At 70.4% G+C, this 12,890-nt stretch carries 11 protein-coding genes; 5 read left to right on the top strand and 6 right to left on the bottom strand.

The window, feature by feature from the left end:
• Nucleotides 1-43 precede the first annotated feature (43 nt).
• Entirely contained in the window at nucleotides 44-400 is a 357-nt protein-coding gene (locus OG885_RS04975; RefSeq protein WP_405726583.1) for a YciI family protein, read from the top strand.
• Nucleotides 397-1,566, top strand: coding sequence for an RNA polymerase sigma factor (locus OG885_RS04970; RefSeq protein WP_405726580.1), 1,170 nt, complete (start codon nucleotides 397-399; stop codon nucleotides 1,564-1,566). The genes OG885_RS04975 and OG885_RS04970 overlap by 4 nt, the downstream gene beginning before the upstream one ends.
• A 16-nt stretch (nucleotides 1,567-1,582) precedes the next feature.
• On the opposite strand, the gene urtE is transcribed toward OG885_RS04970, so the two are convergent.
• The 6 genes from urtE to OG885_RS04940 form a co-directional block, all read right to left on the bottom strand.
• Nucleotides 1,583-2,275 carry an urea ABC transporter ATP-binding subunit UrtE gene (gene urtE / locus OG885_RS04965; protein WP_405742578.1) on the bottom strand — a complete coding sequence of 231 codons (693 nt, stop codon included), beginning with the start codon at nucleotides 2,273-2,275 and terminating at the stop codon, nucleotides 1,583-1,585.
• On the bottom strand, nucleotides 2,275-3,030 hold the full coding sequence (gene urtD, locus OG885_RS04960) for an urea ABC transporter ATP-binding protein UrtD (protein WP_405726577.1): 756 nt from the start codon (nucleotides 3,028-3,030) through the stop codon (nucleotides 2,275-2,277). Before urtD ends, urtE begins: the two co-directional genes overlap by 1 nt.
• Complete coding sequence (gene urtC / locus OG885_RS04955) at nucleotides 3,027-4,115, bottom strand: urea ABC transporter permease subunit UrtC (protein WP_405726574.1); 1,089 nt, start codon at nucleotides 4,113-4,115, stop codon at nucleotides 3,027-3,029. The genes urtD and urtC overlap by 4 nt, the downstream gene beginning before the upstream one ends.
• Complete coding sequence (gene urtB, locus OG885_RS04950; protein WP_329332095.1) at nucleotides 4,112-5,008, bottom strand: urea ABC transporter permease subunit UrtB; 897 nt, start codon at nucleotides 5,006-5,008, stop codon at nucleotides 4,112-4,114. The genes urtC and urtB overlap by 4 nt, the downstream gene beginning before the upstream one ends.
• A gap of 63 nt (nucleotides 5,009-5,071) precedes the next feature.
• The gene (gene urtA / locus OG885_RS04945; protein WP_405726570.1) at nucleotides 5,072-6,340 is read right to left on the bottom strand and encodes an urea ABC transporter substrate-binding protein; all 1,269 of its coding nucleotides are present in this window, start codon (nucleotides 6,338-6,340) and stop codon (nucleotides 5,072-5,074) included.
• Nucleotides 6,341-6,546: 206 nt separating this feature from the next.
• Nucleotides 6,547-7,659 (bottom strand): substrate-binding domain-containing protein, encoded by a 1,113-nt coding sequence (locus OG885_RS04940; RefSeq protein WP_405726567.1) that lies wholly within the window; start codon nucleotides 7,657-7,659, stop codon nucleotides 6,547-6,549.
• Nucleotides 7,660-7,737: 78 nt separating this feature from the next.
• Here OG885_RS04940 and OG885_RS04935 point away from each other — a divergent pair, with 78 nt between their 5' ends.
• From OG885_RS04935 to OG885_RS04925, 3 genes are all read left to right on the top strand, one after another.
• On the top strand, nucleotides 7,738-8,175 hold the full coding sequence (locus OG885_RS04935; protein WP_405726564.1) for a MarR family winged helix-turn-helix transcriptional regulator: 438 nt from the start codon (nucleotides 7,738-7,740) through the stop codon (nucleotides 8,173-8,175).
• 37 nt (nucleotides 8,176-8,212) lie between these two features.
• The gene (locus tag OG885_RS04930) at nucleotides 8,213-9,640 is read left to right on the top strand and encodes an aldehyde dehydrogenase family protein (RefSeq protein WP_405726561.1); all 1,428 of its coding nucleotides are present in this window, start codon (nucleotides 8,213-8,215) and stop codon (nucleotides 9,638-9,640) included.
• Nucleotides 9,641-10,496: 856 nt separating this feature from the next.
• The gene (locus tag OG885_RS04925; RefSeq protein ID WP_405726558.1) at nucleotides 10,497-12,881 is read left to right on the top strand and encodes a phosphoketolase; all 2,385 of its coding nucleotides are present in this window, start codon (nucleotides 10,497-10,499) and stop codon (nucleotides 12,879-12,881) included.
• Nucleotides 12,882-12,890 lie beyond the last annotated feature (9 nt).

The raw sequence follows: 12,890 nt of genomic DNA, 5'->3' as shown, positions 1-12,890 counted from the left end.
TCGTGTAGGAGGTGAGAGCACCCCACGAGCCAAGGAGGACGTCATGCAGTACTACCTGCTCAGCGTGATCACACCGGCCGACGGCACGCCGCCCGGACCCGAGGCCATGGCGGAGATCGTCCGCAACCTCGACACCTTCCACGACGAACTGCGCGAGGCGGGCGCCTGGGTCTTCGCCGGCGGGCTGCACGGCCCCGAGACGGCCACCGTGCTGCGCCCGAACGACGGCGACGTCCTGATCACCGACGGGCCGTACGCCGAGGGCAAGGAGTACCTGGGCGGCATCTGTCTGATCAAGGCCCCCGACCTGGACGCCGCCCTGGAGTGGGGCAGGAAGGCCACCTGGGCCACCACCCTGCCCATCGAGGTGCGCCCCTTCCTGCACCAGGCGGAGGAGTGACACCGGAAACCGTCGACGTCGAGGCCGTCTTCCGCGCGGAGTACGGCCGCGCAGTCGCCGTCCTGGTCCGCGTCCTCGGTGACATCGACCTCGCCGAGGAGGCCGTCCAGGACGCCTTCACCACGGCCGTCCAGCGCTGGCCCGAGACCGGTGTGCCACCGAGTCCGGCGGGCTGGATCATCACGACCGCCCGCAACCGGGCGATCGACCGGCTGCGCCGTGAGGCCACCCGGGACCACAGACACGCCGAGGCCGCCCTGCTGCACACTCCCGACGCACCGCCCGAGGAGGGCCCCGTGCGCGACGACCGGCTCCGACTGATCTTCACCTGCTGCCACCCGGCCCTGGCACGCCAGGCGCAGGTCGCCCTGACCCTGCGCCTCCTCGGCGGACTCACCACATCCCGGATCGCCCGTGCCTTCCTGGTGCCCGAGCCGACCATGGCCCAGCGTCTGGTCCGCGCCAAGGCGAAGATCCGTGACGCCCGCATCCCGTACCGTGTGCCGCGCGACGCCGACCTCCCGGACCGGCTCAAGGGCGTGCTCGCCGTCATCTACCTGATCTTCAACGAGGGCCCGGCCGACCTGTGCGCGGAGGCGATCCGCCTCGGCCGGCTGCTGACCGAGCTGATGCCGGACGAGCCCGAGGCCACGGGCCTGCTCGCCCTGATGCTGCTCGTCGAGTCCCGCAGGGAGGCGCGGGAGGACACCGACGGTGTCCTCGTGCCGCTGCCCGAGCAGGACCGGGACCGCTGGGACCGCGCGCTCGTGGCCGAGGGGCACGCTCTCGTACGACGGTGTCTGCGCCGCAACCAGACGGGGCCGTACCAGATCCAGGCGGCCATCCAGGCCGTGCACAGCGACGCACCGCCGACCGACTGGGGGCAGATCCTCCGGCTGTACGACCAGCTGACGGTGCTGGCCCCCGGCCCGGTCGTGGCGTTGAACCGGGCGGTCGCCGTGGCCGAGGTCGAGGGCCCCCAGCCGGCCCTCGACCTCGTGGACGGCCTCGCCCTCGACGGCTACCACGTCCTCCACGCGGTCCGCGCCGACCTGCTGCGCCGGCTGGGCAGGGACGCGGAGGCCCGGCAGGAGTACACGGCCGCGCTGTCGCTGGCCGAGAACCCCGCGGAGCGGGCCTGGCTCGAACGGCGCCTCACGCGCTGAGCGCTGCCCGAGCCGCCTACACGCTGAGCGCCTCCCGCACAGCGAGCTCGGACTCCTTGCCGCCCTCGCCGGACGAGGTCACCCGGCCCGCCTCCAGGACGTAGTACTTCTGCGCGGCCCGCATCGCGAAGCCGACGTGCTGTTCGACCAGCAGCACCGACAGCCCGCCACGGGCCGCGAGGGCGAGGATCGTCTCCTCGATCTCGGCGACCACCGACGGCTGGATGCCCTCGGTCGGCTCGTCGAGCAGCAGGATCCGAGGCTCCGTCACCAGAGCGCGAGCCAGGGCGAGTTGCTGGCGCTGACCACCGGAGAGCAGCCCGGCGCGACGGTTCGACAGCGCCCTGAGCGCGGGGAAGAGATCCAGCGCCGCCGCCACCGCCTCCTTGCCGCGTCTGCGGCCGTCGGCGACGAGTTGGAGGTTCTCGGCGGTGGTGAGGTGCGGGAAGGACTGCTGGCCCTGGGGGACGTACGCCATCCCGCGGGCGACCCGCTCGTGCGGCCTGCGGCGCGTGATGTCCTCGCCGTCCAGGCGGATCGTGCCGGCGGTCGGGGTGAGCAGACCCACGGCGGCGCGCAGCAGCGTGCTCTTGCCCGCGCCGTTGTGCCCGAGCACGGCGACGACACCGTCCTCGGGGAGGTCCACCGACACCCCGTGCAGGACCGTGCTGCGGTGGTAGCCGACGCGGACGTCGTCGATCTGGAGCATCATGCTTCCTGCACCTCCAGGGTGTCGTCCTCGACGTGCCCGAGGTACACCTTCTGCACCTCGGGGTCCGCCTGCACCTGCGCCACCGTGCCCTCGCTGAGCACTTTGCCGGCGTGCAGCACGCTGACGCTGCGCGCGAAGGAGCGCATGAAATCCATGTCGTGCTCGATGACGACGACGGTGCGCTCCTCGCTGATCCGCCGCAACAGCTCGCCGGTCGCCTGCCGTTCGTCATGGCTCATGCCGGCCACCGGCTCGTCGAGCAGCAGCAGCCTCACGTCCTGCACGAGCAGCATCCCGATCTCCAGCCACTGCTTCTGGCCGTGCGCGAGGGTGCCGGCGGGGGAGTCGGCGAGATCGGTGAGGCCGACCGTCTCCATGGCCCGCGCGACGGACTCCGGTACGTCCTTGCGGCGCCGCAGCATGGTCCACATGCCCCGGCCCGCGCCGGCCGCGATGTCCAGGTTCTGAAGCACCGTCAACTCCTCGAAGACGGTGGCGGTCTGGAAGGTCCGCCCGATCCCGGACCGTGCGATCCGGTGCACGGCCCGCCCGAGCAGTTCCTCGCCGCCGAACTTCGCCGAGCCCTCCGCCTTCACCAGCCCGGTGACCGCGTCGACCAAGGTCGTCTTGCCCGCGCCGTTGGGCCCGATCAGGAACCTCAGATCGCCCGGGGCGACGTCCAGGTCGACCCCGTCGACGGCGGTGAACCCGTCGAAGGTCACCCGCAGTCCGCGTATCGCCAGCTCGCTCATGCTGCTTCTCCCACCGGGATGACGGCCGACTTCTTCTCGGGGGCCGCCCTGCGCCTCCGTACGAACACCGCGAGCGAGGCCAGCCCGCCCGGCAGGAAGGCCAGCGCCACGATGAACAACAGCCCCTGGAAGTAGGTCCAGGCGGCCGGGAACTCCTCGGACAGCGCGGTCTTGGCCCAGGCGACCGCGACGGCACCCAGCACCGCGCCGGCCAGGCTGGCCCGGCCGCCCACCGCCGCGCCGATCACGAACTCGATGGACGGGACGATGCCGATCAGCGCGGGCGAGATGATCCCGACCGCCGGCACGAACAGCGCACCCGCGAGACCCGCCATGCCGGCGGCGACGACATAGGCGACGAGCTTGACGTTGGCCGGGTCGTAGCCGAGGAAGCGCACCCGCTCCTCCGAGTCCCGTACCGCGACGAGGAGTTCGCCGTACCGGCTGTTGATCAGCTGCCGGGCGATCGCGATGAGCAGCAGCAGCGCGGCGGCGATGACGAAGTACACCATCCGCTGGTTGACCGGGTCGTCGAGGTCGTAGCCGAAGAACCCCTGGATGTCGGTGAGCCCGTTGGTGCCGCCGGTGGTGGCCTGCTGCCCGATCAGCCAGATGGCCAGCGCGGCGGCGAGCGCCTGGCTGAGGATCGCGAAGTAGGCGCCCTTGACCCGGCGGCGGAAGATGAACAGGCCGAGCAGCGCGGCGACGGCCATCGGCAGCAGCACGGTCGCCGCCAGCGCGAACAGCGGGTTCTCGAACGGTTTCCACCACCAGGGGAGTTCGGTGGCGGTGCCGTACAGCTGCATGAAGTCGGGCAGGTTGCCGGGACCGGCGTCGGCGATCTTCAGATGCATCGCCATGGCATAGCCGCCGAGCCCGAAGAACACGCCCTGCCCGAGCGTCAGCAGCCCGCCCCGGCCCCAGGCCAGACAGATACCGACGGCGACCATCGCGGTGCACAGGTACTTGGCGAGCAGCCCGAGCCGGAAGTCGGACAGCGCGAGCGGGGCGACGGCGAACAGTACGACGGCGGCCCCGGCGAACCCCGCCCACGCGCGCGCCGAACGGCCTTTCAGCAGACTCATACGAGACTCCTCGTGCGCAGCGTGTACAGCCCCTGGGGCCGCCACTGGAGGAACGCGACGATCGCGACGAGCACGAGCACCTTGGCGACGCTGACGGTCGTGGAGTACTCCAGGACCGACTGGAGCACGCCCAGCACGAAGGCCACGATGACCGTGCCCTTGAGCTGTCCGATGCCGCCGACCACGATCACCAGGAAGGCGTCGATGATCACGTTGGTGCCCATCGTCGGACCGATCGGCCCGACCAGCGTCAGCGCGACCCCGGCGACGCCCGCGAGCCCGGACCCGATGAAGAACGCCGTACGGTCCACGGTCGAGGTCGAGATGCCGGACACCTCGGCGAGATCCCGGTTCTGCACCACGGCCCGGATGCGCCGGCCCAGCGGCGTCAGCCGCAGCGTCAGCGACAGCGCGACGACCGCGGCGATCGCCAACCCGAGGATGAACAGACGGCTGTTGGCGAAGGTGAGCGGGTCGTCCCCGCCGAGGACCGTGATGTTCCCGGTCAGCCAGTCCGGCGCCCGGGTCTGGACATTGGGCGCGCCGAAAATGTCCCGGGCGAGCTGCTGGAGCATCAGCGAGACGCCCCAGGTGACGAGGAGCGTGTCAAGTGGCCGTAGATACAGGCGGCGTATCAAGAGCCATTCCAACAGTGCGCCCAGCGCGCCCGAGACGAGAAAAGCGACGGGAAGCGCGACGAGAAGTGAGATTCCCGCGCTCGAAATGGACTTCTGAAGGACGTACGTCGTGTAGGCGCCCGCCATGATGAACTCGCCGTGGGCCATGTTGATGACGTTCATCTGGCCGAAGGTGAGTGAGAGGCCGAGCGCGATGAGCAGCAGGACGGCACCGATGCTGATGCCGGTGAAGGTCTGACCGAGGATCACGGTCACGAGGCGGCTCCGATGGACGGCCGCCGCGGGGCCCTTGGGGACCCCGCGGGGGGTGACGGTCGGTCAGGAGAGGCCGGAGGCCCAGGAGTAGCCCTTGAGGAAGGGGTCCGGCTTGATCGGCTTGCCGGAGTTCCAGACCTCCTTGATCTGGCCGTCGGTGCCGATCTCGCCGATGCGGGCGGTCTTGTAGACGTGCTGCGAGGCGCCGTCGACGGTGACCTTGCCCTCGGGGGCGTCGAAGGTGATGCCGTCGGAGGCGGCCTTCACCTTCTCCGGGTCGAAGGACTTCGCCTTCTCGACCATGGCCTTCCAGAGATAGACCGACGTGTACGCGGCCTCCATCGGGTCACTGGTCGGCTTGTCCTGGCCGTACTTGGCCTTGTACGCCTTCACGAACTTGGCGTTCGCCGCGCCCGCGGTGGTCTGGTAGTAGTTCCAGGCCGTCAACTGGCCCGCCAGATACTGCGTGCCGATCGACTTGACCTCCTCCTCGGCGATCGACACCGAGACGACCGGCATGGTCTTGGCGGTCAGGCCGGCCGACTTGTACTCCTTGAAGAAGGCCACGTTGGAGTCGCCGTTGAGGGTGTTGAAGACGGCGTCCGCCTTCGACGCCTTCACCTTGTTGGCGATCGTGGAGAACTCCGTGGAGCCCAGCGGCGCGTAGTCCTCACCGAGGATCGTCATGCCGTTGGCCTTGGCGTACGCCTTGATCTCCTTGTTGGCGGTACGCGGGAAGACGTAGTCGCTGCCGACCAGGTAGATCTTCTTCAGGCCCTTGGACTTGAGGTAGTCGAGGCCCGGGACGATCTGCTGGTTGGTGGTCGCGCCGGTGTAGAAGATGTACGGGGACTCCTCCAGGCCCTCGTACTGCACCGGGTAGAACAGCAGCGACTTGTTCTTCTCGAAGACCGGCTTGACGGCCTTGCGGCTGGCCGAGGTCCAGCAGCCGAAGGTGGCCGCGACCCCGTCCTCCTTGATGAGCTTCTGCGCCTTCTCGGCGAACGTCGGCCAGTCGGAGGCGCCGTCCTCGCTGATCGGCTTGATCTTCTTGCCGAGGACGCCACCGGAGGCGTTGATCTCGTCGATCGCGAGCTTCAGCGAGTCGCGGACGGTCACCTCGCTGATCGCCATCGTGCCGGAGAGCGAGTTGAGCAGGCCGACCTTGACCGTGTCGCCGCTGACGTCGATCTTCGCCGCCTTGTCGGACGACGAGCCGGCCGCGTCGGTCTTCGCGCCGCACGCGGAGAGCGTCACGACCGCGGTGAGGGCGGCGCCTGCGGCGAGGAAGCCACGGCGAGGAACACGGGAACTGCGGGAACCGCTGGACAAACCAACCCCCTAGGGTGAACGGCCTGCTGAAGTGCGGTCCACAGACTCAAGTCCCGCTGTTTCCACGGTGTTTCGCGGGACTTTCCCGGAGGCAACAAAAAACGCCCCGCACGGCATGTGAGATGCATTCAGAAACTGAATTCACAATTCGCCCGAGGCATTCTAATTACTTTCTGTGGGAAGTATCTTGGTGCGCCGGGAGCATGTCAAGAGCGGGAACCGTGGAGATCGAGCTCGGTGAGGACGTCGAAGTCCAGCCCGTCGGCGCGCGCCAGGTAGATCCGCTGGCGCACATGCCGGCCCCGCAGATGGAGCAGTCCGCGCGGTCCCTCGTACGACACCCCTCCGGCCGCCGCCCCGATCGCGGTCACGTCCAGGGTCCCGGCCTGCCTCAGCAGCGCGGCGAGCAACAGGACACCCTCGTAACAGGATTCGCCGAGACTGCCGAGTGCGGGCGCCTCGATGCCGTAGCGGCCGGCGTACTGTCCGTGGAGATCGAGGGTGTCCTGGTTGGCGAGCGAGGCGAAGAAGCCGGCGGTGCTGTACAGGTCCTCGGTGGCCGAAGGGCCGCTCGCCATCAGCATGTTCTCGTCCATGAGCGTGCTCAGCCTGAGGCAGCGGTCGTGCAGACCGTAGGCCGCGAACGCCCGGTTGAAGCGCACCGCGTCACTGCCGACCAGCAGCATCAGCACGCCGTCGGCGTCGGAGCGTTCGATGCGGCGCAGGACGGGCTCGAAGTCGTGGGTGCCGAGCGGGAGATAGACCTCACCGCGCACGACGCCGCCGGACTCATGGGCGTATCCGTGGGCCGCCCGTGCCGTACGGCGCGGCCACACGTAGTCGTTGCCGACGACGAACCAGCGGCGCACCCCGCGCTCGTGCGCCAACAGGCCCATCGCGGGGCGCAGTTGGTCACGCGGCGTCTCGCTCGTCAGGAACACCCCGGCCGTGTGCTCGCCGCCCTCGTACAGGGCGGTGTAGACGTACGGCACCCGATGGGCGATCCTCGGCGCCAGTGCCTGCCGCACCGAGGAGATGTGCCAGCCCGTGACGCCCTGCACCGCCCCGAGGTCCACCAGCGCCTCGACATGGTCGGCGATCTCACGCGGCGACCCGCCCCCGTCGACGGGCAGCAGCCTCAGCTCCCGCCCGAGGACCCCGCCCGCCCGGTTGACCTCCTCGGCCGCCAGCTGCGCGCACAACTCGCAGGTGGGCCCGAAGATCCCGGCCGGCCCCTGCATCGGGAACACGAGGGCCACACCGAGGACGGAGTCGTCGGCCGTGAACCACTCGGGCGCGGGGGGATCGTGCCGGAACATGGCGTCATGATTTCCGGTCCGCCCGGTGAACTCCAGCCTGTCTCATACGATGTACGCACCCCGTGACCTAGGAGCGCGATGCCCACCTCATCCCCGCGTCAGCCCCGCGACCTGGTGCGGCTCCTGACCCGGGCCGAGCGGCTGGTGGCCCGCCGTCTCCAGGCGGCCCTCGACGAGGAGGGCTGCTCGCTCGACGCCTGGCGGGTGCTGGGGCTGCTCTCCGACGGGCAGGGGCACCACATGACGGCGATAGCCGAGGCCGCGTTCCTGCCGCCGCCGACGCTGACCAAGCTCGTGGACCACCTGGTCGACCAGAACCTCGTCCACCGCCGGGTGGACCCGCTGGACCGGCGGCGCATCCTCGCCCACCTCACCCCGCGCGGCCAGGAGTACTGGCGCCGGATCGACCGCGCGGTCCGCGCCGACTGGCCCGCGCTGAGCGAGGGGGACGAGGAGCTGCTGCGGGGACTGCTGGAGCGGCTGACGGGGACGCTGGACCCGTCCAGCCGAGTGTGAACGCCCGATAGCGGAAAGTTACCTACGTGGTAGGGGAATGTATTCCGGTGTAAAAATGGTTGGCATTTACATCCAACCGTCGAACGCATCCACCCGTCGAGGCCGCGCCCAGCGGCCCGCGCAGCACCAGCGAGGCACCGTGAACCAGCAGCCCACCTCCGAGCAGCCCGCCGACGTCGTGGCCCGTCTGCGCGCCACGTTCCGTACCGGCCGCACCAAGCCCCTCGCCTGGCGCACCGGCCAGCTGCGTCGGCTGCGCGAGCTGCTCACGGAACGCGGCGCCGAACTGGCCGCCGCCCTCCACGCCGACCTGGGCAAGAGCTCCACCGAGGCCTACCGCACCGAGATCGACTTCACGGTCCGCGAGATCGACCACACCCTCGACCACCTGGAGGAGTGGCTGCGCCCCGAGTCCGCCCCGGTCCCGGCGCACCTCGGCGCCGACGCGAGCGCCTGGACGCAAGTCGACCCGCTCGGCGTCGTCCTCGTCATCGCCCCCTGGAACTACCCGGCCCAGCTGCTGCTCGCCCCGGTCGTGGGCGCCCTGGCCGCGGGCAACGCCGTGGTCGTCAAGCCGAGCGAGCTGGCCCCCGCGACCTCGGCCGCGCTGGCCCGCCTGCTGCCGGAGTTCCTCGACACCGAGGCCTTCGCGGTCGTCGAGGGCGGCATCCCGGAGACCACGGCCCTGCTGGCCGAGCGCTTCGACCACATCTTCTACACCGGCAACGGCGTCGTCGGCCGGATCGTCATGCGGGCCGCCGCCGAGCACCTCACGCCGGTCACCCTCGAACTCGGCGGCAAGTCCCCGGCGTTCGTCGACCCCGACGCGGACCTGGCCGTCGTCGCCGACCGGCTCGCCCGCGGCAAGTTCCTCAACGCCGGTCAGACCTGCGTGGCCCCCGACTACGTCCTGACCGACCCCGAGACCGCGGCGGCGCTGGAACCCCTGCTCACCAAGGCGGTCCAGGCGGTGTACGGCACCGACGCGTCCGCCTCCGGCGAGTACGGCAGGATCGTCAACGAACGCCACTTCGACCGGCTGACCGGCCTGCTCGACTCGGGCCGCGTGGTCGTGGGCGGCGACACCGACCGCTCGCAGAAGTACATCGCCCCGACCGTCCTGGCCGACGTCGACCCGGCGTCGCCCGTCATGCGGGAGGAGATCTTCGGTCCGATCCTGCCGATCGTCACCGTGCCGGGCCTCGACCAGGCGATCGACTTCATCAACGACCGCGACAAGCCCCTCGCGCTGTACGTCTTCGCCGAGTCCGAGGCCACGCGCGCCCGCCTCGCCGCCGAGACCTCCTCCGGCGGCCTCGGCTACGGCCTCCCGCTCGCCCACCTCACCGTCTCCGACCTGCCCTTCGGCGGCGTCGGCGAGAGCGGCATGGGCAACTACCACGGCCGCTACTCGATCGAGACGTTCAGCCACCGCAAGGCGATCCTGAGCAAGCCGCTGCGCTGAGACGCCGGCGCGAGCCGACGGGCCGGACCGGCCTCACCCCGTCCGGACGAGATCCAGTCGTCCGTGTGACGGTGCCGGTCCAGCCCGACGGCCGAGAACACGTCCCCCTGAGGCTCCCGCGCGCACCGAGCCGCCGAAGGGCCTGCGAAACAGGGCTGACGGTGCGCAGTCCGCGCCGCGCGGGTGTCTCCAGGGGCCCCAGTGCCGGGGACCCGCCGCGCCACACCGCTGCGCGCTGCTCGCCGACGCCTCCGAAATACTCCGCCTCGACATAGGCGACGGGTCCGCCATCGGGCCACCGGGCGAGCAGCCCCTCGAAGCCGCCGGGCAGCTTCCAGAACCCGAGGACGCCCGTGGCTCCGCCGTCGTGACGGCGTCGAAGGCCTGATCGGTCATCGGCAGCAGCGACAGCCCCTGAAGCAGCGGCACCACGTGCGTGCCGGGGACGCCACGCGATGCCGCACGCAGCAACTCGTCTCCCGCGATCGCCGAGCGCCGCCTGCAAGGTGTATGCCAGCCGATACCTCCGCCCCCTACCCAGCCGACGGTCTCATCCTTCCTCAGGGCTTCGGCGGGCGGATGTTACTCATGAGGTCCTCAGCATCCGGACATGCGGCCCGGTGGCCCGGAACCACGCGCAGACAGCGGCTGGAGCCTCGTCGTCACCGGCCAGGCTGCCACCGTCACCGGCCGCTCCGAACGCGAACGTCTTTCCCGTACCGGACCCACAGGTCTCCCCGCATGTGGCCCGGTCGGCCCTGTCGGGTACCCGGCGTGGCGACGAAGCTGGACGGCAGACGCCGCCCATCCGTACTCGCCCGAGATCCAGTTGCCCCGACCCGGAAGGGGACCCCCGATGTCCGCCGCCACCCGGCACTCGCCCGGCGTACTCACGGACGACGAGCTGACCTCCCTGGACGCCCACTGGCGCGCCGCGAACTACCTCGCCGTCGGCCAGATCTACCTCATGGCCAACCCCCTGCTGACCGAGCCCCTGCGCCCCGAGCACGTCAAGCCGCGGCTGCTCGGCCACTGGGGCACCTCGCCCGGTCTGAACCTCGTCCACACCCACCTCAACCGGGTGATCAAGGCCCGCGACCTGGACGCCCTGTGCGTGTGGGGACCCGGCCACGGCGGCCCCGCGGTGCTCGCCAACTCGTGGCTGGAGGGCTCGTACAGCGAGACCTACCCGGACATCACCCGGGACGGGCCCGGCATGGCCCGGCTGTTCAAGCAGTTCTCCTTCCCCGGCGGCGTCCCCAGCCACGTCGCCCCCGAGACCCCCGGTTCCATCCACGAGGGCGGCGAACTCGGCTACTCCCTCGCGCACGCCTACGGCGCCGCCCTCGACAACCCCGGCCTGCTGGTCGCCTGTGTCATCGGCGACGGTGAGGCCGAGACGGGCCCGCTGGCCGCGTCCTGGCACTCGAACAAGTTCCTCGACCCCGTCCACGACGGTGCCGTCCTGCCCATCCTCCACCTCAACGGCTACAAGATCGCCAACCCGACCGTCCTCGCCCGCATCCCCGAGGCCGAACTCGACGCCCTGCTCAGGGGATACGGCCACGAACCGCTCCACGTCACCGGCGACGACCCGGCCACCGTCCACCGCGCCATGGCCGAGGCCCTGGACACCGCGCTCGACCGCATCGCCGCGCTCCAGCACGCCGCCCGTGAGCAGGGCGCCGTCGAACGCCCTCGCTGGCCGATGATCGTGCTGCGCACACCGAAGGGCTGGACCGGTCCCGCCGAGGTCGACGGCCTCCCCGTGGCCGACACCTGGCGCTCCCATCAGGTCCCCCTGTCCGCCGTACGCGACAACCCGGACCACCTGCGGCAGTTGGAGACATGGCTGCGCTCCTACCGCCCCGAGGAACTCTTCGACGAACAGGGCCGCCCGCACCCCCACCTCCTGACCCACGTCCCGCAGGGACCGCACCGCCTCGGCGCCACCCCGAACGCCAACGGAGGTCTCCTCCTGCGGTCGTTGCCCCTGCCGCCCCTGGAACGGTTCGCCGTCCCCGTCGACAAACCCGGCGCCACCCTCCACGAACCCACCCGTGTCCTGGGCGAGTTGCTCGAACACCTCATGCAAGCCACCGCCGACCGCCGCGACTTCCGCCTCGTCGGCCCCGACGAGACCGCCTCCAACCGCCTCCAGGCCGTCTACTCGGCCAGCGGCAAGGCATGGCAGGCCGACACCTACGAGGTCGACGAACACCTCGACCGGCACGGCCGGGTGATGGAGATCCTCTCCGAACACACCTGCCAGGGCTGGCTGGAGGGCTACCTCCTCACCGGCCGCCACGGACTCTTCTCCTGCTACGAGGCCTTCGTCCACATCGTCGACTCGATGGTCAACCAGCACATCAAATGGCTGCGGGTCACCCGCCGGCTGCCCTGGCGAGCCCCCATCGCCTCCCTCAACTACCTGCTCACCTCCCATGTCTGGCGCCAGGACCACAACGGCTTCTCCCACCAGGACCCCGGCTTCGTCGACCACATCCTCAACAAGAGCCCGGAAGCGGTACGGGTCTACCTCCCGCCGGACGCCAACACCCTGCTCTCCGTCGCCGACCACGTGCTGCGCAGCCGCGACTACGTCAACGTCGTCGTCGCCGGCAAGCAGCCCTGCTACGACTGGCTCTCCATGGACGAGGCCCGCATCCACTGCGCCCGCGGCCTCGGCGTCTGGGACTGGGCGGGCACCGAGGACGGCAGCCGCGAACCCGACGTGGTGCTGGCCTGCGCGGGCGACGTCCCCACCCAGGAGACGCTGGCCGCGGCCCAGTTGCTCCGCCGCCACCTGCCCGACCTCGCCGTCCGCGTGGTGAACGTGGTCGACATCGCCCGACTGATGCCGAGCGACGAACACCCGCACGGGATGGGCGACTTCGAGTACGACGGGCTCTTCGCCCCCGGCAAACCGGTGATCTTCGCCTACCACGGCTACCCCTGGCTGATCCACCGCCTCGCCTACCGGCGCACCGGCCATCCCCATCTGCACGTCCGCGGCTACAAGGAGATCGGCACCACGACCACCCCCTTCGACATGGTCGTCCGCAACGACCTCGACCGCTACCGCCTCGTCATGGACGTCATCGACCGCGTCCCTGGCCTCGCCGTCCGCGCCACCGCCGTACGCCAGGAGATGGCGGACACCCGGCTGCGCCACCACGAGTGGATCCGCGAGCACGGCACCGACCTGCCGGAGGTGGCGGACTGGACCTGGGACGGCTGACCCATGAGC

It is taken from the genome of Streptomyces sp. NBC_00028, from assembly GCF_045041065.1.
In the GTDB taxonomy this organism is placed as follows: domain Bacteria; phylum Actinomycetota; class Actinomycetes; order Streptomycetales; family Streptomycetaceae; genus Streptomyces.
This window is presented reverse-complemented; position numbering and strand designations above follow the sequence as displayed.